19 protein-coding genes and 1 pseudogene are annotated in these 20,987 nt (G+C 66.0%); 12 read left to right on the top strand and 8 right to left on the bottom strand.

All coding sequences use genetic code 11. The features are described from left to right. Window positions 1–2 precede the first annotated feature (2 nt). Window positions 3–1,880: an acyl-CoA dehydrogenase family protein gene (locus ACWCO2_RS24955; protein WP_450130181.1), complete on the bottom strand. Its 1,878-nt coding sequence runs from the start codon at window positions 1,878–1,880 to the stop codon at window positions 3–5. Window positions 1,881–2,257: 377 nt separating this feature from the next. On the opposite strand from ACWCO2_RS24955, the gene ACWCO2_RS24950 reads away from it, so the two are divergent. Both ACWCO2_RS24950 and ACWCO2_RS24945 read left to right on the top strand, forming a co-directional pair. Beyond that, window positions 2,258–2,506: a hypothetical protein gene (locus ACWCO2_RS24950; RefSeq protein ID WP_450130180.1), complete on the top strand. Its 249-nt coding sequence runs from the start codon at window positions 2,258–2,260 to the stop codon at window positions 2,504–2,506. Window positions 2,507–2,814: 308 nt separating this feature from the next. Continuing rightward, the gene (locus ACWCO2_RS24945) at window positions 2,815–3,168 is read left to right on the top strand and encodes a hypothetical protein (RefSeq protein ID WP_450130179.1); all 354 of its coding nucleotides are present in this window, start codon (window positions 2,815–2,817) and stop codon (window positions 3,166–3,168) included. A gap of 141 nt (window positions 3,169–3,309) precedes the next feature. On the opposite strand, the gene ACWCO2_RS24940 is transcribed toward ACWCO2_RS24945, so the two are convergent. Beyond that, window positions 3,310–3,918, bottom strand: coding sequence for a hypothetical protein (locus ACWCO2_RS24940; RefSeq protein WP_450130178.1), 609 nt, complete (start codon window positions 3,916–3,918; stop codon window positions 3,310–3,312). 432 nt (window positions 3,919–4,350) lie between these two features. Between ACWCO2_RS24940 and ACWCO2_RS24935 the strand changes: the two genes are divergently transcribed. The 6 genes from ACWCO2_RS24935 (at window position 4,351) to ACWCO2_RS24910 (ending at window position 9,671) form a co-directional block, all read left to right on the top strand. Continuing rightward, window positions 4,351–5,073 carry a hypothetical protein gene (locus ACWCO2_RS24935; RefSeq protein WP_450130177.1) on the top strand — a complete coding sequence of 241 codons (723 nt, stop codon included), beginning with the start codon at window positions 4,351–4,353 and terminating at the stop codon, window positions 5,071–5,073. Window positions 5,074–5,226: 153 nt separating this feature from the next. Beyond that, window positions 5,227–5,535, top strand: coding sequence for a hypothetical protein (locus ACWCO2_RS24930; RefSeq protein WP_450130176.1), 309 nt, complete (start codon window positions 5,227–5,229; stop codon window positions 5,533–5,535). Beyond that, a complete protein-coding gene (locus ACWCO2_RS24925) occupies window positions 5,532–5,915 on the top strand; it encodes a hypothetical protein (RefSeq protein WP_450130175.1) in 384 nt (127 codons plus the stop codon). Before ACWCO2_RS24930 ends, ACWCO2_RS24925 begins: the two co-directional genes overlap by 4 nt. A gap of 260 nt (window positions 5,916–6,175) precedes the next feature. Then, window positions 6,176–7,441, top strand: a complete 1,266-nt coding sequence (locus ACWCO2_RS24920; RefSeq protein WP_450130174.1) for a patatin-like phospholipase family protein — start codon at window positions 6,176–6,178, stop codon at window positions 7,439–7,441. Between the two features lie 633 nt (window positions 7,442–8,074). Further along, window positions 8,075–8,248, top strand: a complete 174-nt coding sequence (locus tag ACWCO2_RS24915) for a hypothetical protein (RefSeq protein WP_450130173.1) — start codon at window positions 8,075–8,077, stop codon at window positions 8,246–8,248. Window positions 8,249–8,330: 82 nt separating this feature from the next. Then, window positions 8,331–9,671: a wax ester/triacylglycerol synthase family O-acyltransferase gene (locus tag ACWCO2_RS24910; RefSeq protein WP_450130172.1), complete on the top strand. Its 1,341-nt coding sequence runs from the start codon at window positions 8,331–8,333 to the stop codon at window positions 9,669–9,671. Between the two features lie 932 nt (window positions 9,672–10,603). Here the strand turns inward: ACWCO2_RS24910 and ACWCO2_RS24905 are convergent. From ACWCO2_RS24905 to ACWCO2_RS24895, 3 genes are all read right to left on the bottom strand, one after another. Further along, window positions 10,604–11,560 carry a patatin-like phospholipase family protein gene (locus ACWCO2_RS24905; protein ID WP_450130171.1) on the bottom strand — a complete coding sequence of 319 codons (957 nt, stop codon included), beginning with the start codon at window positions 11,558–11,560 and terminating at the stop codon, window positions 10,604–10,606. Window positions 11,561–12,007: 447 nt separating this feature from the next. Then, window positions 12,008–12,742 carry a cache domain-containing protein gene (locus tag ACWCO2_RS24900; protein WP_450130170.1) on the bottom strand — a complete coding sequence of 245 codons (735 nt, stop codon included), beginning with the start codon at window positions 12,740–12,742 and terminating at the stop codon, window positions 12,008–12,010. A gap of 33 nt (window positions 12,743–12,775) precedes the next feature. Next, window positions 12,776–13,456: a FadR/GntR family transcriptional regulator gene (locus tag ACWCO2_RS24895; protein WP_450130194.1), complete on the bottom strand. Its 681-nt coding sequence runs from the start codon at window positions 13,454–13,456 to the stop codon at window positions 12,776–12,778. 315 nt (window positions 13,457–13,771) lie between these two features. Here ACWCO2_RS24895 and ACWCO2_RS24890 point away from each other — a divergent pair, with 315 nt between their 5' ends. From ACWCO2_RS24890 to ACWCO2_RS24875, 4 genes and pseudogenes are all read left to right on the top strand, one after another. Further along, on the top strand, window positions 13,772–13,933 hold the full coding sequence (locus ACWCO2_RS24890; RefSeq protein ID WP_450130169.1) for a hypothetical protein: 162 nt from the start codon (window positions 13,772–13,774) through the stop codon (window positions 13,931–13,933). Window positions 13,934–14,051: 118 nt separating this feature from the next. Continuing rightward, the gene (locus ACWCO2_RS24885) at window positions 14,052–15,314 is read left to right on the top strand and encodes a D-arabinono-1,4-lactone oxidase (protein ID WP_450130168.1); all 1,263 of its coding nucleotides are present in this window, start codon (window positions 14,052–14,054) and stop codon (window positions 15,312–15,314) included. A gap of 29 nt (window positions 15,315–15,343) precedes the next feature. After that, on the top strand, window positions 15,344–16,570 hold the full coding sequence (gene eutH, locus ACWCO2_RS24880) for an ethanolamine utilization protein EutH (RefSeq protein ID WP_450130167.1): 1,227 nt from the start codon (window positions 15,344–15,346) through the stop codon (window positions 16,568–16,570). Window positions 16,571–16,626: 56 nt separating this feature from the next. Next, a pseudogene (locus ACWCO2_RS24875) lies at window positions 16,627–16,790 on the top strand (GMC oxidoreductase); the annotation flags it as partial. A gap of 117 nt (window positions 16,791–16,907) precedes the next feature. On the opposite strand, the gene ACWCO2_RS24870 reads toward ACWCO2_RS24875, so the two are convergent. The 3 genes from ACWCO2_RS24870 to ACWCO2_RS24860 form a co-directional block, all read right to left on the bottom strand. Next, window positions 16,908–18,146, bottom strand: coding sequence for a nucleotide sugar dehydrogenase (locus tag ACWCO2_RS24870; RefSeq protein ID WP_450130166.1), 1,239 nt, complete (start codon window positions 18,144–18,146; stop codon window positions 16,908–16,910). A gap of 119 nt (window positions 18,147–18,265) precedes the next feature. Further along, entirely contained in the window at window positions 18,266–20,305 is a 2,040-nt protein-coding gene (locus ACWCO2_RS24865) for a GNAT family N-acetyltransferase (RefSeq protein WP_450130165.1), read from the bottom strand. After that, complete coding sequence (locus ACWCO2_RS24860; RefSeq protein WP_450130164.1) at window positions 20,302–20,907, bottom strand: sugar transferase; 606 nt, start codon at window positions 20,905–20,907, stop codon at window positions 20,302–20,304. Before ACWCO2_RS24860 ends, ACWCO2_RS24865 begins: the two co-directional genes overlap by 4 nt. Window positions 20,908–20,987 lie beyond the last annotated feature (80 nt).

Raw genomic sequence — 20,987 nt, 5'->3', positions numbered from 1 at the left:
ACCTAGGTGGGCACTCCCCCGGCATTGGGCACCCTTCGCCGATGGTTCTCGTGTCGTGACGGCCCGGGGGTTGCCTCGGCGATCCACGGGCCTTCGATGGACGGGTCGAAGATCCCGTCCTCCAGCCAGGAGTAGCGATCCTCCAGCACCGCTCGGGCCAGGGCGCGATCGTGGGTGTCGGTGTTGTGCCACAGATTCCGGAACAACCGCTCGACGCGACACCGGGCGTGTCGGCAGAAGCTGTCTGCCAGCTCCACCGCCGAGTCGTCCTGACCGGAAGACCGCGCGTACACGCAGGCGGCGCTCATCGCGTACAGCTCGGCGCCGATGTCCACGATCCGTCCCAGGAAAAGCTGCCGGTGCTCCAGGTTCGCCTGCCAGCGCGACATCCCGTAGAAGGTGTGGCGGGCGATCCGGCGACTGGCGCGCTCGACGAACCGCAAGTGCCCGGCCAGCTGCCCGTACTCGGCGAAGCCGGACGGCAGTTGCCCCTTGCCGACCACCAACGACGGCAGCCACCGGGCGTAGAAGCCGCCGGCGCGGACGGCGGCTCGCGTCTTGCGCGGCAGGTCCGCCTTAGAGTCGATAAGGTCGCCGACGACCGACAGGTGCGCATCCACGGCTTCTCGGGCGATGAGCAACCTCATGATCTCGCTGGATCCCTCAAAGATCCGGTTGATGCGCAGATCACGCAGCAGCTGCTCGACCGGCACCCCGCGTTCGCCGCGCGCGGCCAGCGACGCGGCCGTCTCGTAACCGCGCCCGCCGCGGATCTGGACCAGTTCGTCCGCGACCTGCCAGGCCAGCTCGGAACCGTAGAGCTTGGCCAGCGCAGCCTCGATGCGGGTGTCGTGCCGGTCGGCATCGGCCAGCCGACCGGACACCTCGACCAGTGCCTCCAGCCCGAACGCGGTGCTCGCGATGAACGAGACCTTGCCGGCGATCGCCTCGTGCGCACCGATAGGCCTGCCCCACTGCACACGCCGCGCCGACCACTCGCGCGCGATCTTCAGACACCACTTCGCGGCTGCCGCGCACATCGCAGGAAGCGCGAGCCGACCGGCGTTGAGCGTGGTCAGCGCGATCTTGAGCCCCTCCCCCTCGCGGCCGATCCGATTGCCTGCGGGGACCACCACGTCGTGCAGCCGAGTCACGCCGTTCTCGATCCCGCGCAGACCGAGGAACGCATTGCGGTTCTCGACGGTGATGCCGGGAGCGTCGCCGTCGACGACGAACGCGGTGATGCCACCGCGGTGCCCCTCCGAGGCGGGCACCCTGGCCAGCACCACGAGCAAGTCGGCCAGCACACCGTTGGTGGTCCACAGCTTCACCCCGTTGAGGATGTAGCTCTGCTCGTCCTCGCTGGGCACCGCCGTCGCCGCCAGCCGCGCCGGGTCGCTGCCCACATCCGGTTCGGTCAGCAGGAACGCGGTGATCTCGCGGACGCAACGCGGCAGGAACTCCCGCTTCTGCGCCTGGGTTCCGAACAACTGGACCGGCTGCGGCACACCCACCGACTGGTGCGCCGAGAGCAACGCCCCGATCGACGGGTGAACCGTGGCCACGAGCATCAGCGCGCGGTGGTAATCCACCACCGACAAGCCCAGACCGCCGTACTCCTTGGGAATCTTGATGCCGAAGGCCCCGAGAGCCTTCAGCCCGTTGATCACCTCGTCCGTGATCCAGGCGTCGCGCTCGATCTGCTGCCCGTCCACCTCGTTCGCGCAGAACTCGCGCAGGCGTTCGAGGAACTCCCCACCTCCAGCTGTGGGCTCTTGCTCGGGCAGCGGGTCGATCAACCCGACCCGCAACCGCCCGAGGAACAACTCCCGACCGAAACTCGGTCGATCCCAGCGGGACTCGCGGGCCTCCTCGGCCACCTGTCGGGCCTGCAGTGCAGATTTGTCTACTGTCGTGATCGCCACCCCCAGCAGCACGTCACATGCGATGAGGACGAGACCATGGTACTACCAGTCGACAACAGCAGGAAACCGATCGATTCGTCCCATCGTCCTAATCGACACGCTCCACAGTAGACCTCTGGTTGTTCCGCGAATAGAACCTGACGCACCTTCGAATCACCGTTATCGGCAGGCGAACCCCAGCGAATGTCGCGACGGACCGTAGCGGTAGCGCACGCCTTTCATCATCCCCGATCCTGGCCCCTCCGACGGGCCCGAAAAGGGCACAGGCGCTCCGCGTACGCCAAGACGCTGTGGGTAGCCCGATGCGCAGGAAGGCCCTGCCCGTAACCGGAGTGAGCACTTTCGTTCTGGGCGCCGCCTCCGGCTGGGCGCTGCTGAGCGCAAACCCCGGCCAGATCACCAGTGCGATGAGCATCGGGCTCAGTTGTGCCCTGTTCACGTTGTTCAGCGCCCCAGCGCTGCGATTGCTGCATGAACACGACACACGTCGAACCGCCTACGTCGCCGTGGCGCCCACAGTCGGCGGGTTCTTATTAGCAACTCTGGTCTTCCTGCTCGCCTTGTCGTCGAGCGTCGAGTGACAGCGATGCATCGTCACCGGCGTGGCGGAAGATCGACCGAAAGGCTGACACCCGACACGACGAAATACAGGCGCGACCGCCACGAGACAACTGCTCAGGCAACCGACTGATCGACACATGCCGCGATGTACGAGCTATACGTCCAGGACTGAGTTGTAAGCTGACAGCTACCTTTGCTCAGGCGGACACCACCGTCGGCCGTGGCTAACAATCCATGGTCCATATTGGACGTTCACGTCCGAGACGTCTGATGTTGCGCTGAGCGAACGAAAGACACCGACCTGTCCACTGCAGAAGGATGACTCACCGTGACCAGCGTCAACGAAGCGCTGGAGCTCTACCCCGAGCTCGCGATCATAGTTGGCCTCCACACGCTGTGGACCTTCTGGACCTTGACCGACGCGTTCGGCCGTCCGGAGTGGGTCGTCGGCGTCCTGAGCTGGCCCGAGCACAGCGATGCGCTCTGGATCGCCAACCGGCAAAAGGCACTCGCTGTCCGACTGCTCGTGGCGATGCCGGATAGCGGCGCCGTCTGGCAATCGTCGGGCACGCTGACCACCACCATCGACGCGCTGCGCGACCTTCCCGCACCCGACGAACCCGACGCACCGAAAAAAATCCTCAAGCCCGGGCCGTTCTGGCCACCATGTGGGCTCTGCTGACACTAGTCCTCGAAGCCTGAGGCCATCATGCGCCACTGCCTCGGCGTCGCTGAGTTCCAGTGCGCTGCCGGCTCTGGCCGTGGTGGACGGGTCGGGCTGACCGCGGAAGTCGTCACGCCCCGGACGGAGCATCAGAACACCTCAACCGCGGCCAAACGCGTCAACGATCGTCCGGCGATGCTTGTGACGGCGCTCGTAACTCACCAACACCTCCTGCTCCGCATCCGACGATGCCCGCGCCCGCGGCAAGATCTCATCCAGCTTCATCTCGTCGTAGCCAGGCCAAGGCTCCTCCTCGCACAATTCATCGAGGCGCCCGACGACCGTCGCACGTGCCTGGTTGCGTGTCTCGTAGCCGCGGACCTCGTGCAGCTCGCGCTGGGACAGCCCCGGTAGCTTCTGGACGATCTCGGCCACCCTGAGCCGGTCGTAGTGAGCAATCGGCAAGTCCTCCTCATTGACGACCGTCCTGGCGACCTCCCCTTCGACCACGGCAACCCCCGGAATGCGCCGCGCGGCCTGACCCACCTCACGACCCAAGCCCCCGAGCCCCTGCTGCGCCTCCCCCACGATCGCCTCACCGCGGCCCGCAAGCTGGTCATAAGCACCCTGAAGCCGGTGCATCACCCACTCCCGCTCCTGCCACGCATGCTCAACCCGAGTGGGGACATCACGCAGCCTCTCCACCACCCACGCCGTCGCCCCGACCGTGGCATACAGCGTCCGCTGAGTTTCCTGAACCAGACCCATTGCGCCCCCTCGATCTCATCCGCACCCATCGGCGCGGAACCGCCAACAGCCAGGGGGTTCCCTGACCACGAAGCGCCGATACCCCCGCCCCGATGAGCGTTCGTGAGCGCCGACGAAGGACGTCGCGGTCGGACGCTATCGGCATCATCGGCCACAACGGTCTCAACTGCCCTTCAACGCCTCACCCGTACCGGTCGTTTCGCGCCGACGTCGGCGCCGCGCCCACGGTGTGATCTGCTGCGATGCCCCGCTCGTCGCCACCCCGGGTGACAGAGGTGAGTTGACCTCGCTGGGTCGTTGTGGGGCGCCGATGATGGTTTCGCCGTCACCGAGTTGGCTCACCCGTGAAGATCGTGGCGGGTGCGGCCGTTCACCGGTACTCGGGTTCGCGGCGTGCAGATATCGCGCTCCAGTTGGGGGGGTGGAGGCGCAATGAATGATGCTGTTCCGGTTCGTCCGGATTTTGCCGAGCGGTGGCGCGGGTTCGATCGAGCACAGGTCGTCGAGCACGTTGCCCTGCTCGAAGCCGAACTACGTCGGCTCCGGGATGAGCTTTCGGCCAAAGACACCGGCGCAACACCTGACTCGGAGATCGTTGAGTTCGCTGAGCAGCGTGCGACGACGATCATCGAGCAGGCGAGATCGGAGGCTGAGGTCGTCTTGGCGGAGGCCGAGCAGATCGCAGAGCAGATCAGGACGCAGGCCTGCGATTTTGCCCGCAGCTTGGCGGAGCACCGGGCGGCCCTGGGGCGAGAAACGGCCCGGCTGAAGAGGGAGCAGAACGAGTGTGAACACCGTCTTCGGCGGAACGTTCGGCGGGAGTACAAGCGGATCACCGCGATAGCGCAGAACGACGCTGAAGGTCTGCTCGACCAGACACGACAGCGCTGCGAACGGCGAAACGCCGAGAGCGAAGCGCACAGCCGCCGGATCTGCGAGAAAGCGGAAAAGCGGAAGCAGGAGGCAGGCGCGGTTTTAGAGTCGTTGCTGCACGAGGTCGTCAAACAGTCGACCGCGTTGCGAGGGCTGAGCCTGCCGACCGACGTGCGCGGCGAAATCCGCAGCGAGCTAGCCGCAGGCATGGGGCCCAGGGGCTATGACCTCAGCCTGGCTTCTGAAGCCGACGCTGATGAACAGCACCTTCATGGCGCATGATCGGCGTTCAACGCGGCCGGCTCTGAAAGAGGTGTGTCCCGGAATCGTGGTGCTCTCGATTCCGGGACACAGTTCGACATCCCTGCGGACGTCGCGAACGTCCGCAGTGTCGAACAGTGCTTGCCTACCAGGGCGTCGAGCGGAGAGCGTCTGGTGGAGCAACGGCCATCGCTGTTCGCCGGCACCAGCGTCGGCGCGATCAACGCCGCGTATAGCTTCAACGATCACGTTGCTGGTCACAATCGGCCGTCGCAACAGCACCGCTCGTCCACACCCCGAGCACCGGCAGCGATGCGGTTGCCGCCGGAGCACGTCGGCTCGGTTTTCGGGCCGGTTTCAGCGCCGCGCAAGCTTCGGTTTGCCCGTACCACCCGCATGTCGAGCACTTGTACCCTGTTTCACCGGCCAGTGCGGGTCATCATCATGGGGTTCCTCGACATGCAGAACGGGAGAGCGTCATGAGTACCTGTGTGGAGCACCCACTTGAGACGCTGTACCAGGCCCGCGAAGCGCTCCGGGACGCAGTCAGTGCCGCTCAGCGGCAGACGCCGGAACAAATCAGCGACGACCTGGGCTGCTACGCCGTGGTAAACACCTCGATCCTCTACGAGTTCCGCTCGTTGGTCGGTCTGCTGGCCGACAAGATCCGCGACACAAGCCACCCGACGGTGTGTGCGGCCCACGGCGAGCTGCGCGACGTGCTCACCATGTTCGACATGCTCATCGGGTACGTCCAGCAGCACCAGCCCACCATCGACGACCTACAACGGGGGGCGAGGAGAACTGACCGCACCGACGTTGACGCACAACCCGTCGTGCCACATCAACCGGCACCGAGCTGAGTGCATCGGCGAACCCACCCGTCGTGCACGAACGGACGACGCGCCAGCATCGGTCACCGCTCCCGGACCCCTGCTGGGTGACTACCGGGTGGTACCGGTGCCGGAATGATCAGGCACCAGTAACACGGGTTGATGGTTTCCTCTTCCGAATCAGCAGGCGTGGGACAGGCGCGGGCAGCTTTATCTGCGACGGATGTGTCGGATGGGCTCCCCGCAACTGGGGCTCCGCGATCTCGCGAACTGATGTCACCATGGACGTGGTGAACGACGAGCGAATCGCGCTGGTTCTGACCGGCGGTGGCGCGCGCGGTGCCTATGAGGCCGGCGCGGTGTCCGTTCTCGTGCCCGAACTCGACCGCCTCGGTCAACGGCCATCCCTGTTCGTGGGCACCAGTGTGGGGGCGATGAACGCCGCCTACCTCGCCGCGGCCCACCACCTCAGCGCAGAGGACGCCGCCGCGAGCATGCTCCAACGCTGGCGCGGCGTCTCTCCCGAACACGTCATGCGGCCGCTGCACTACCAGCTGCCCCTCAATGCAACCCGCTACCTGGGCGAGGTGCTGTCACTTCCCGGAGTCCGGCTTTCCAGCCTGCTGGATCCGGCTCCGCTGGAACAACGCCTGCAGCAGTGGATCGACTTGTCACAACTGCACCACAACGTCGCTCATGCGGGCGTGGATGCCCTCGCCGTGGTTGCCACCGCCGTGCGCAGAGGCCGTACTGTTGTTTTCGTCGAAAGCGCGGCACAGCGGTCACTGCACCGCTCCCACGCCCTCGACTACACCCCCGCGACGATCGACCACGTGCACCTGCGGGCTTCCGCCGCGCTACCGGTGCTGTTCCCCCCAGTCCGCATCGAAGCCCCTACCGAGGCACGTGGCTGGTACGTCGATGGCGGGACACGGCTCAACGCCCCGATCAAGCCGGCATTGGACCTCGGTGCCGACCGGATCGTGGTCATCGGCACCGATGCGATCACCGCACCATCCGACGAACCTGCTCGGCACGAAGGTAGGCCGCCGGACCTCGCCGACGGGGCGTTGCACGTGCTCGAAGGCGCCCTCGTGGACCCGCTGGCCGAGGACATCGTCATGCTCGGCAACATCAACCTCTTCTACACCGACCCCGCGATCGCACACGCAACACAGCAGTACCGGCACGTCCGGGGCAAACCCCCGTACCGCCGGGTCCCCTACATCTTCGTCGCCCCGGACCAGCGCGGCACGATGGGCGAACACGCTCTGAAGAGCTTCCACGCCAGCAACCACAAACTCAGCATGCGCGCCCTGCGCCACCGCGTGATCAGGCACCTGCTCGGCGGCGACAGCCCCGCCCACGGCGAGCTCCTCAGCTACCTGCACTTCGAACCCGAATACCTCGAAGAGCTCATCTCCATGGGCCAACGCGATGCACGCCATTACCTCGCCCACACCGCCAGCACCAACGACCCGTGGCAGATCGGCCCGCTGCCCGAGCTCACCGGCACCCCTCATCTCGCACCCGAACCTGATCAGGAGTTGCGGTAGCCGACCAGGCGGGTGGCGAGGTCATCGCTACCGCGCTTGGGATGTTCGTCATTGAATGCCGATGATCACGAATGCTATTCCGGTCCGGAAGGGCACAGACTGTCTCCAGAGTTCCCCACTGCGATGTGACGCCGTCGACGACTTACCCGAGTGGGCGACTTACCCGAGTCGACGACTTACCCGAGTGGGCGACGTGCCCGAAAGACTTTGGCACGTACTGAAGCTGCCTCCCGCGGGATCGAAGTGGTGAATGCTTCCGGGCACGGTTGCGTTCTTCCCCTGGTTGGCTACGGTCAATTGCGTTCTGCGTTCTGCGGCGGAATCCACTGAGGACCGTGTGGGTTTCGCGTCGCCACGAAAGATCTACGCGATCTTTGCCATTTTTTCGAGTTCGCTGCTTGCGCCAGCCGTGACGGGTCGGCGAGCGACGGGTGTTCGACGGAGGGAGTAGGAACGTGGTGTTTCGCCGGATGCTGCAGCTGTGCGCGGGCGCGCGCGTGCATCGGGACCGAGACCGCACGCTCTCCTCAGTTCGCGGGGAGCGCGAAGCACACGAACACGAGCAGCGCCACGCGCGGGGCTACTACGAAGGCTGCGGCAATGACTCCTGCGGCCAATGTCCACAGGAGTGACATGAACGCCGATTCCACAGCTCCTGCGCAGGACATCGAGCCCGATCCGGCCATATGGCCCGAAGCCGGGTCGCGGTGGGCGGAGGACTACCGCGCTGAGGATGCGGACCAGCAGCCGGTGGCGACGTTGGCGGATCAGATCGCGGCGCGCGTCTGCCGGCGCCTGGGCATCTGATCTTCCGGCTCGTCCAGCTTTTCAATGCCGAGACATCTTTCAGGTTTATGAGCGGGACGTTGGTAACGAGGAGGGCTTTCCGATGACGGGTGCGGTCAGTGGGCTGGACTGGGCGTTCGTGTGCTTGGAGCAGCAAGCGGCACCGATGCACCTGGGCGCGGTCGCAGTGTTCACCCCGCGCCGCCCGGTGCAGCCCGGGAAGGTGTCCGGGCTGCTGGCCGAGCGGGCCCAGCACATCCCCCGGATGCGGCTTCGGCTTCGTCGCAGCTGGTGGCCGCCCGGGCAGGCGCGCTGGGAGGAGGACCCTGACTTTCGCGCCGCGAACCACGTCCACACCCACCAGGTGGCCGCGCCAGGCGGTCGGGACGAGCTGGCCGCGCTAGTGGCCGAGCTCCACGAAACCCCACTCGACCTGACCCGTCCCCTGTGGGAAATCCACGTGATCAGCGGCCTGGACGGCGGCCGATTCGCCGTGGCGGTGAAACTCCACCACTCCCTCACCGACGGCTGCGCCGCGGTAGAAACCGGGCTCGGCCTGCTCGATGGGTTCACACCCGCTCCAGCAGCCAGCGAGGCATCCGACCAGCCCCGGGGAGCGCTACGTGTGCTGCCAGGGCCGGATCGGTTTCTCAACGCGCTCACAAGCATCGACCTCCCGGCAGTAGTGCAGCAGACCGTGGACACGCTGGGGATCGCCTCAGACGTACTGCGCAACATCCGGCTGCCCGAGCCGGGGTCGCCGTTGCACGCCCGCGCCTGCGCGGCCCGGCGCATGGCACTGATCCCCCTTGACAGGAAAGAAGTGCGCAGGATTCGGGCCCGCCACGGCGGCACGACCAACGACGCGGCTCTGGCGATCATCACCGGTGCGCTGCGCCGCTGGCTTGCCACCCGGGGCTATCTCATCGAGGGCCACACCGTGCGGGCGCTGATCCCGGTCAACCGCAGAGCATCCGAGCGCTCTCCCTCCGGTCACAACCGGCTGTCCGGATACCTGTGCGACCTGCCCGTGGGCGAACCCGACCCGGCAGTCCGGTTGCGACTGGTCCGCGCCGCTATGGACCGCAACAAAGCCACTGGCCCGCTCCGCGGACCCGGTGCCTTTCTCGTTCTCGCCGGGCAAATGCCACCGCTGGCGCACCAGCTGGCCACACCTGTGGTCTCCCAAACGGCCGGGCTGCTGTTCGACACCATGATCACCAGCGTGCCGCTGCCCGACATGAAGGTCACCTTGGACGGCGCACCGCTCCGCGAGCTCTATCCGCTGGCGCCCCTGGCCGCCGGACACGCCCTGTCGATCGCCATCACGCCCTACCTCGACACGATCCACATCGGGATACAAGCCAACCGGGACGCCGTCGCAGACCTGGAGAAACTCGGCGATGCGCTCCCCCACGCCATCGCCGAACTCACCGACCAATGACACCCCATCCACATCACTGCGAGAACAATGCGACGCGCAAACCGCGGCGGGCAGCAATCCCACATCGGCCAGCACGCAGCGGCCGCCGATCAGCAGCACTTCGGCGTGAAAGCATGGCGCCCTGACCGCCACCTGATTCAACCAACAGACTGATGTTGACTGGCACTAGTCGATCAACCGCGAGCGAAATGTCCATAGTGGTCATCGGTCCGTCCTGTGGCTCGGCCGCATCAGGAGCAACAAGGTCGAGCTACCCCTCTCCATGCGAAAGCACTGCACGGAGCGAAGCACTTGTCCGCACAGCGCCGACACACAGTCTGGGCAGGAGTTTTGCCGACCGGTGCTATTGGACTGTCGATCAGGCGAGCGTCACCTCAAAGGGGCGAGCAGCTTGCGTCCGGTCGCAGCAGTGCCAGGATCATGCGGCATGGATCAATCACACCGCAGAGGTTGGCTGCTGCGGCTTCCGCTTTGGGGCGCGTTCATCGCACTGTTCATCTCTGCCATGTGGTGCAACGTCTGCTTGATCGGTCTGGTGTGGACGAACGGATTGCCAACCGAGTCCGCGAGCGAGAACTGGTACACGCAGGTCCTGTTCGTGTCCCTGGTGGGATCGGGCTGCTTCTTCTGCCTTGCACTGATCTGCGGAAGGCCGAGGTCGGCCCGCGCCAGCCGTCAACGCAAGCACTGCAACTCGGCCGCAGTCCGTGGCGCCGAGGGCGGCTAGCCCTTGCTCGGACGTTTACCGAGGGTACCGGCGTGCTGAAAATGCCCGGCTATGCCACGGCGACCGCTCCAGTGCGATGACGGCACCGAATGTCGATCCCACCGACACCGTTCCCCGCTGCCCGTGACTGGTTGACAGCGGCAGCGCACCACGACAGGAGGGCCCGTGCCGTGGGTCGCAACATGAGAAGTCGGGACTGACGGCCTCAACCGGGCTGGTCTGCGAGGAAGGCGTCGGCTGCTTCCTTCCCGTGTTGGACCAAGGTCTGCACCGTCTCAGGATCCACGTCGAACTCGGTGATGCCGACCTCCGCGGTGTCGATGGTGATCGTGCGGTCACGGACATCGGGGCGGTTGAGGTGGGTCTGGTCATTGCCCACGAACGCCGTGACAACGACCTTCTTGAGCAGTTCGAACGGCGGCGGCAGGGGTAGCCCCAGCGTGGGGAAGACGTGGTCGATGCCGGCGGGCAGATTGGGCATGATCCGGACCCCGTAGGTGGGCCAGCGCGGCTGCTGCTCGTCGGTGCGATCGAAGATCTCGACAGCGAAGTTCGACAGCACCGCACCATCGACGATGACCGAGGTCTCGCCAGTGACCGGATCGGTGAGCTGCTGTGGTTCGAAGTACAGCGGGATGGACATCGACATCCGCACCGCATCGGCGACGGACTGCCGGTCGGGATCGTGGTGGAACTGGTGGTAGTCCCACGGCAGCCTCAGCAGCCGGCCGTGGGTGATGTCGGTGGCCAGCACGACGAGCTTGTAGCGCTGGTCGTCGTGCAGGTTGACGTCGTCGCCGTCGGGCTCGCGGCGGAGATCGCCGAATGTGGTCACGCCGAGCGCCTGCAGCTCGCGGTCCAACCAATCCCGGAGGTAGTCGCCCTCGTAAGCGCCGTTCCGAGTGAGCAGCCCGAGCGCTTCGCTGATCAACGGCAGGCGCGGTGGCATCCGATCCGGCACCCGGGAGAGTTCGAGCCGCCCCATGGCTCCGCGGAGCTGCCTGGTGTCGGCTCCGGCAGCCACCAGTGCCGCCACCATCGCTCCAACCGAGGTACCGGCGATCCTCGGGAACGCATAGCCGCGCTCCATCAGCCCGAGGACGGCGCCCACCGTGCCGATCCCCTTGACCCCGCCGCCCTCAAGCACCAGATCCGCCTGCATCACCCACGTCCTTCCGCTCCCGACCGCGCACCGGAGCGCACTCAAAGATGCTGCGACCTGGCAACGGCCACCGCCACCTGCCGACCGCCCAGCCTGGTGTCGAACTCCTAACGCGCGCGGACCGATACGGCCGCGCCGGCAAGCAATCCGCCACCCGGCACGGCAAGTCACTTCTCCACGGCACGGCTCGGGCAGTTCGTTCATGAGGCAATCTTGCCGCCACCCCACCAGACACGAACCGGTGACGGAACCGGCGGGCACAACCGCATCATGCCGTTGCGCCCCCCGCTCGCTACGACGAAACCGAAAAGAGTGAGCGCGACGCCGCACTGCACCTGCCCAGAAGCACGCACGATCAAGCCGTTTGGACGTCAGATGACGAGGACTCAGCATGAGCAGGCAACGTTACCTGCCAAGGTCAAGACGATAGGTTCGCCCGCATTGACCTCAGTTGTGGTCCGTGTCCGGCACTCGGTGCGCCGTGACGAGGCGCCAGCGCAGGTCACCGCCGAGGTCGACGCCCTCGGACCAGGCCACGCCTGGATCACGGCGCAGCAGGGTCCCGCTCCACCACTGCGCGCTGGTCGACGCCACGACGCGGTCGTGCTCGTTGAGCAGCACTGCGTCCGGTGACCGCGATCGCAAGGACTCGATCAGCAACCGCTCGACGCCCTCGACCGCGATGTCTGCCCCCAGCACATCGACGAACTCATCGTCGTGGACCACCGGAACGGCCAGGGTGATGGTGTGTTCGTTGGTCCCGGCGAAGTCGACGAAAGGGCCGGTGACCGCCGGCCGTCTCGAGCGCTGGGGCAGCGCGAACCACTCTTGGTTGACGTAGTCGTAGAAGTAGTTGTGCTCCGGGGCGAGATGGTGGCGGACAAAGCGGGCCGGCTTGTCGTCCTCGCGGCGCCACCACTCCATCCAGCGCGATGCGTCGCGGAGGTGGCCGTCGTCGAGCGCGAGGCCCACCCCCTGCACGAAGCCGCGGTGCTGGTCGAGCACGTTCAGCAGGGTCGGCTGCACCTGCGCGACGTCGGCTCGGCGCAGCGGCCGCCGAGCTGATGCGAATATCCGAACGATCTCGGTCTGAACCGAGCCGAGATCATCGAGCACCCGATCAACCCGTGCTCTGATGCGTTCCGCGCAACGGCGCAGCGACGCGAGATCTCCGTCGTTCAAGATCCTTCACCTTCTGGTTGCGCGACGCTGCCATCATGGTTCACCGCGCACCGCTAGGTCCAGGTGCAGATCGATCAGGTGCTGCACCCGGCTTTCCACGTTCTGCATCACGACAGCACGCGCGGTATCCGCGTCAACGCTGTCGATCGCCTCAATGAGCGCATTGTGTGCCGATTCGGTCACGGGATGGTGCTCGGCCTCGCCACCGGCCATCCAGAACAACGACGCCAGCTCATCGTGCAGGTGGACGATGGCCTGTGTGAGCCGGACCGAGTGAGCGACCACACCGATCTCGATGTGGAAACGGCTGTCCGCTCGGCGTCGCTCATCCGCGATCTCGGCGAAGCGGAAGTGCTCGGCCAGCCGCCGCAGCCGTTCCACATCGTCGCGGACTGCCCGCTGCGCAGCCAGGTGGGCGGCCCCACCGACCACAGCGGCACAGGCGTCGCCGAGATCCCGTAGCGAGTCGGCGCTGCGCTCACGCAGCTGGTTCAGCGCCGTTTCGGGCGGCAGTTTCGACGCGTTTCGCACGAAGCTGCCGCCGCCGCGTCCGCGGCGGGTTTCGATAGCCCCACGCTGTCGTAGGGTCTCCAATGCCTGCCGGAGGGTCCCGGTGGAAACCCCCAGCTCGGCCGCGAGTTCGGATTCTGGTGGCAGTCGGTCGCCGTGGCTGAGCAGCCCGACGGCGATCGCGGTCTCCAGTTGTCGGGCCACGTTGCGGGGCAGTCCCGGACCTTCGGTCCCGTCCAACCGTAGGTACGCAGCAAAACTCGACACCGTTGTCTTTCCTCTGCTCACCAACTGGTCCGGGCGGGATTTGACGTACGGACGTGATCGGTTCGGCCGTCACCGTACGACATCGAGCGAGCATACCGGCGCTAACGGGACCCGAATAGACGCTTGTCATTTTAAAATTGAATGTTTTAGGTTTTCCGGCACCGCTGTCCACTCGGAGACGCCGCCGGCAGCATTCGCCGTTGAATTTCACCGCTGGTGCGCTCCTCCGACGAGCCTTCGGGGAGCAACTTGATGACGAAGAAGCTCCGTCCTACCGGTACGCAGAGGCTGGTCCTGGTCCCCGCGTCCGAGCTCGGAGCGTTCGAAGAACTCTCCGGCTACGGACGCGATATGTCCGCCCTCGCGCTCGACGACTACTCCCGAACGAAGCACGTCGTGGTCAACACGTCCTGATCGGCCGGGAATCGCCCGGTGCTGATTCCATGCCATGCGCCATCCAGCCCGCGCTGCCGATGCGGGAGGCGTATCCGACGACTGATCGAGATCCGTTGCACAAGATCGGAGCATCCACTTGACCGAGCCCTCGCTGTCCGCGCCCACCAGCTACGACCGAGTCTGGACCAACTGGGCCGGAAACCACACCGTCACCGCGGCGATGTACGCCCAGCCCCGCGACGAATCCGAAGTCGTCGACGCCGTCCGCTACGCGATCCGGCAAGGGATGAACGTGCGGGTCGCCGGAACGGGACACTCGTTCACGCCGATCGTGCCCACCGGTGGGCTCATGCTCGACCTGACGCAACTGAGCGGGGTGACCGCAACCGATCCTCAGCGGCTGCGAGCCACCGCGCTGGCGGGCACCACGGTCGGTCAGCTCGGTGAGCCGCTGTGGGATGCCGGGCTGTCACTGTCCAATCAGGGTGACATCGACAAGCAGGTAATCGCCGGTGCTCTCTCGACGGCCACGCACGGCTCCGGCATCGAGCTGCCGAACATGTCCGCAGCGATGCGCCGAGTGCGACTGGTCAACGGACATGGCGAGGTCGTCGAAATCGGTGAGGACCGGATGCGGGAGCTGCGCGCGGCGCAGGTCGCGATCGGCTCGCTCGGCGTGATGCTCGAGGTCGAGCTGGCCGTTTCCCCCGCCTACTACATCAAAGAAGAGATCAGCTACCGGCCGTGGCAGGAGATCGAGGACTCCTGGGACGAGCTGATCGCCAATCACCGGCACTTCTCGTTCTTCTGGTGTCCCGCGGACCACTCCGTGGACCTCTACCAACTCCCGGCGCCACCCGACCAGCCGATGAGCAACCACTGCTACGTCAAGATCTACGACGAGGTCGAGGTCACCGAGCCAGAAGGGCTCGTCTCCGACGACGTGGGAAACCGGACCGATCGCGCCTACCGGGTCTACCCCGGCGGGTACGACGAGCCCTTCCACGAGATGGAGTACATGGTTCCGGCCGAGCACGGCCTGGAGGCCCTCAACAAGATCCGGCGGTTGATGCTCGACGAGTTTCCCGACCAGCTCTATCCGATCGAAGTGCGTTGGACTTCGGCCGACGACGCGTACCTGTCGCCGAACTACCAGCGCGACACCATGGTGCTCTCGGTGTCCGGTGCGCCCGGTACCGACTACTGGCCGTTCCTGCGCGCCGTGGACCAGCGGCTGCAGCAATATCAGGCCCGACCGCACTGGGGCAAGATCCACTTCATGACGCGGGATCGGCTGGGTGAGCTGTTCCCCGAGTTCGACACCTTCCTCGCCGTGCGCCGTGAGTTCGATCCGAACGGCACATTCCTCAACGACCACCTGCGACCACTCCTGGGCTGAACCGTTGACCACCGGAAGGAGGAGGGCGAGTGGAGTTCTTCGGGAACCTGATCATTTACCTCATGATGGTGTTCGTCGTGATCGGCGCCGTGGCGTCGATCCGCGACGACGAAAACGGACTCGGCCGAGAGTTCAAGGAAGGCTTGTACTCCATCGGGCCCATCTTCCTTCCCGTCGCCGGGATCATGGCCGCCATCCCGTACCTGTCGGCACTGGTCGAGTCGGTCGCCGGCCCGCTGTTCGGCGCGATCGGTGCGGACCCGGCGATCGCCGCGACGAGCTTGATCGCGGTGGACATGGGCGGCTACCAACTGGCGCAGGAAACCGCAGGCAGTACTGGTGGATGGATCATGGCCACCGTGGTCGGCTACATGGCCGGGGCCACCATCATCTTCACCATCCCGGTCGGACTGGCCATGTTGGACCGCCGCGACCACCGCTACATGGCGCTGGGCGTGATGTCCGGTGTACTCGCGATCCCCATCGGCGTGCTGGTCACCACCAGCATCCTGCTCGCCACCTCGACGACGGTGCGTGGCGAGGTGTCCGCCGACAGTGCTTCGAACGCGCCGCTGTCCGGTCTGGACACCGGATCCATGCTGCTCAACGTGCTACCGCTGGCGGTGTTCGTGGTGCTTCTGGCGCTGGCTCTGTGGTTCGTGCCGACGACCATGATCCGCCTGTTCATCTGGTTCGGACGAATCCTGGATGCCGCGCTGAAGCTCGTACTGGCGGTGAGCATCATCGAGCACTTCACGGGCGTGTTCTCCTCCGTTCTCGGCGGCTGGGGCTTCGATCCGGTTATCGCCGACACCGAAGACCAGTACCGGGCGCTGGAAGTCGCCGGCAATATCGGCATCATGCTTGCCGGGGCGTTCCCCATGGTCTACATGCTGCGCAAGGGGCTCGCCCGCCCCTTGGGCGCGCTTGGCCGCCGCGTGGGGATGAGCACCGAAGGCACGGCCGGACTACTGGCCGCCGCAGCCAACGTGCTGGCCCTGTTCCGACTCGTTCGCCACATGCCGCCGAAGGACAAGGTGCTGTGCATCGCGTTCGCCGTCTGCGCCGCCTTCCTCGTAGGGGATCACCTGGCGTTCACGGCGAACTTCCAGCCGAATCTCATCCTGCCGCTGGTACTGGGCAAACTCGCCGGTGGGGTGCTCGCCATCGCACTGGCCGCGCTCATCGCACTGCCCGCGGTACCTGCCCTCGCCGCTGAGGAACGTGAGGCCGAGACCGCCCCAAAGACCGCGTGAGCGGGCGACAACACATCGGAGGACGGACAGTCCACTCAGGTATGACGGCCGCCACCGGCACCTGCCGAACGGGCGCGGACGAACGAGCAGTGGTCGGGCCGACCTCAAGGTCCTCGGCATCGACGGCCTCCGAGTCGCGGACGCCTCGCTGATGCCATCCATCATCGGCGGCAACACCAACGCCCCCTCGATCATGATCGGCGAACCTGCGCAGACCTGATCCAGAACTGAAAGCTCTTGGCCCACCGACGATTCCGACCGATGGATGCGCTTCCCCTCCCCCAACCCGCATCTCCCCGAATCGAGAATCCCCACCCCGACAACACCGGTGACTTCGTCAGAACCGTTCCACTTGCGGTGAGCGGAGCCGGTTGCGGGTGTCCAACACGCGGTCGGCGTAGCGCTCCAGCAACGCCCAGTCGAGCATGTCGTGGTCGGTCAGCACGATGATCAGGTCAGACTGGGAGATTTGGTCGGCATCGAACCCCACCAGCCGCACGTGTTGCGGAACTTCGTCCGGGTCGATAAGGGGGTCGACCGCGCGAAGGTCGGCGCCGAGCCGGACGAGGCGCTCGGCCACGGCCATCGACGGGGAGTTGCGTGCATCGCCGGAGTTCGCCTTGTAGGTCAGCCCGATCAGCAGGACGTCGCTGCTGTTCACGGATTTGCGGCGCCGGTTCAGGTGTTCAGTGGCGCGTGCGACGACATAGTCCGGCATGTGTTTGTTGACATCGTTGGCGACGTCGACCAGTCGGAACTCCTGTCCCAGGGAACGCCGCACCTGCCAAGACAGGTAGGAAGCATCGATTGGCAGGCAGTGCCCGCCGACCCCGGGTCCGGGCGAGAAGCGCATGAACCCGAACGGTTTGCTGGCCGCCGCATCGAGGACTGACCACACGTCCACCCCGAGTCCGTGCGAGAATAGCGCGAGTTCGTTGACCAACGCGATGTTGACGTGCCGGAAGGTGTTCTCCAGGAGTTTCGCCAGTTCCGCGTCCCGAGTGCCTGGCACTGGAACGGTCACTTCCACCAGCTGGTCGTAGAAGTCGCGGACGGCTCGCAATGACCCCGGGTCCACACCGGACACGATCTTCGGCGTGTTGTGGAACTTCCAGGTCGGGTTGCTCGGGTCGATGCGTTCTGGGCTGTAACCGACGTAGAAGTCGGCTCCTGCGCGCAGTCCTGAACCGGACTCCAGGATCGGCACGAAGATCTCCTCCGTGGTCCCGGGATAGGTGGTGGACTCGAGCACCACGCAGCAGCCGGGCGAGATGTGCGTGGACAACGCCCGGGCGGCATCCTCTATGCAACGCAGGTCCGGTGCGCCGTCGTGCAGTGGAGTAGGAACGCAGACCGAAGCGAAGTCGAAACCGCGCAGTTCCGCGTGCTTGGTGGTGGGTAGGTACCGGCCCGTCGCCAGAGCGGCCGCGAGTCGCTCGTCGTCCACGTCGTCGATGAAGGACTTGCCGCTCTGGAGCAGATCGATGCGGTCCTCGTCGACGTCAAGACCGACGACGTCGAATCCGGCCTCGCAGGCGCGCATGGCCACGGGAAGGCCCACGTAGCCCTGGCCCACGATGACAACTCGTGCACCGAACTTCTCTTCCGGACTTATCCTGGCCGCGTTCGTCCGTGGAGGTGCAACGGCACACGTCATGTTCACGGCTGATCGGTCATCGCGCTGCATGAAACCTCCTAGCAGAAGTACCGGTAGAGCAGGGAGCCGGCTTTCCCAGTGATGTCATCGGAGACGGATTCGTCGGTGAGCAAACCAGTGATTTCGCCGAGAAGATCGTCGACTTCGGAACGTTCGGTCGATGCTCCGCGCTGTGAGCGCAAGATCACGACCTGCTTCTCATCGTCGGCGTACTTCCGCTTGAAGCGCAGCAACCCCGGCTGGTCGAGGTCGCTAACACCCCAGTCGACCAGCCGCAGCCCGCGATCCGCTGCCCAGCGGATCGCGGCCCAGTAGATCGCGTCGTTGGGGCGCAGTTGCAGCCGGTCCTGCAATGACGAACCGAACTTGAAGTGCAGCGAACCGTTCCGCTGCAGGAACACCGCAGCGGCGACGGATTCGTCGCCCACGTGCGCTGTCATGGTCACGACCGAGTCGTCGGAGTGGAACTGCTCCCAGATGTTCTCGAAGAACTCCATCGGTTGGGCCAGCATTCGGTACTTGTGCTTGCGCAGCCGAACCTGCATCCGGTGAAAGTTCCGCAGCGCTTCCACCCCGGTGTCGGCGGTGATCCGGACGCCGTTCCGCTCGGCTACGGCTATGTTGCGGCGGGCGTTGGCGGAGATCCGTCGGTGGAGTTCGGGCAGTGGGGCGTCCAACCGCGTCGCGTGCCAGGCGAGTCGGCCTGCTTCCCGCAGCCGCGGATCCCGCACGGGGGCTTCGGAGTGCAAGCACCGCAGAGCAAATGGGACTTCCTCGTCGACGATCCCGTCGGTGAGCTGGCGCCAGACAGCCTCGTCGGGGGCGAACGGGTCCGCCCAGTCGGAGAACGGCAGGCTGCACAGCCGTTCTCCGCGGATGTCGTGGATGCGGACCCAGGCGAAGCCGCCGACTACCGCTCCCGATGCGTCCACCGCGATGCGAGCTTCAGGGGTGAAGCCGTACGTCCGGCACAGTGCCTCCAGCCACGGCTGGGAGGTGAACAGGCTGCCCTGCGGACCAGCGGCGAGTTCGGCCCATCGCGGGTCCTTCCGCGGGTCGACAGTGACGATTTCGGGTGTGGTGCTGCGCATTAGACCCTTCGCAGGAGTTCGGGAGAGCTGGAACGGCGGTGGCTCCCGCAGCGTTCCCACCGCCGTTGACCGAGCTGCTAGCAGGTCATCGACGGTGATGTCGCCGAGTTCCCGGTGCAGTACCAGGCCGCGACGATCGAGTTCGGTCGCGAGCTGGTGCTGGTGGTCGTCGATCGCCTCGCCGAACCGGCGCTGTCTGGTGACCACCACCGGCGCCTTCCCCGCATCGAACGCCAGCAGCACGGACCCGGTACCGGAGTGGCTGATCACTGCGTCGGCCTTCGAAAGCGCCTCCGCGAGCTCGGTGATCGGCAGGTACGGCTTGGTCTGGATCGGCAGGTCGTCCACCGGTGCCGGGCCGGTCTGCCAAAGAACTTCGACCGGAAGGCCGGTCGCTTGGTACATCGCACCGCCCGGCTCGAGCAGCGGCACCAGAGATTCGATCATCCGGCGGAACGGGAACGTCGATGCGCCGACCGTGACCACCACGCGCAACCGGTCTCCCGGCGGGCTGTCTGCGGTCGTTGCCCGGTAGACGTCGAACTGGCTGCCGCCGTGGTGCCAGCCGCGACCGGCAGCGTGCGGGTACTGGGTGTACACCCGGACCCGGGGAACCCAGCGGACCAGTTTTCCGGTCAATGACGGGCTGTTCACCCGTGCGGCGCTCTCGACGTAATGGCACTCCACGCCGCGCGCGGCCAGGTAGGGCAGGAAGCCGAGTGCGATGCCGGAACCGGTGGAGATGGCCCGGGTGATGCCCCGATCGCGCCACAGCCGGTGCGCGATCGGCAAGCACCGCAGCACTCCCCGCACGCTGCGGCATCCGACCGGCGGAACGTATACGACATCCCGATCTGCCAGCATCGACGTGCTCTGCTCGTTGCGGCTGGTCACCCACACCGCCGGACCGTCCGCGGGAATCCGCTCGGACAGGCTGTGCAGCTGGGCCAGGTGACCGCCCGTGGTTGCCACGAAGAGCGTCGTCATCGGGCACCGTCCCCGCGCAGCATCGACGGCAGGGTTCGGGCCAGGATGGCGAGATCGGTCTGCAGGCTGCAGGACCGCACGTAGACCATGTCCAGACGGAGCATGTCCAAGGTGCCCATGGTGCTGCGGCCGCTGACCTGCCACAGCCCGGTCAGCCCGGGTTTCACCGCGTTCCGCTCGGCGAACTCCGCTGGGAACATCGCGGCCTCCCACTCGAGGCACGGACGGGGGCCCACCAGCGCCATGTCACCGCGCAGCACGTTGAGCAGCTGCGGCAACTCATCGAGGCTGGTACGCCGCAGCCAAGAACCAACCGCGGTGATGCGCGGATCGCGGTCCAGCTTGAAACTGCCGTCGGAGGAGGTGTCCTCGCCGCGCAACTCCCGTGCGATCATCTCGCGCAGCGGTTCGTCGCTGCTTCCCAGGCGCATGGTGCGGAACTTGTAGAGCGTGAAAGTCTTTCCGCCCTGCCCGACCCGGCGTTGCCGGAACAGCGCCGGGCCCTGGCTGGCGAGGCGGATGATGCCGGCGACGATGAGCATCGACGGCGCGAGAACGGTCAACCCGACGGCTGCACCGACCACGTCGATCCCGCGCACCACGGCCCGCTCCCACCGAGGTCGCCGACCGCACGGCGTCAACGGTTCCGGTGTGCGCTCCGCCCGCACCGCCGGTGTCGGCC

The sequence above is a fragment of the Saccharopolyspora sp. NPDC002376 genome (genome assembly GCF_053593195.1).
Note: the sequence above shows the minus strand (reverse complement) of the source record. Positions and strands in the feature narration are given on the sequence as shown.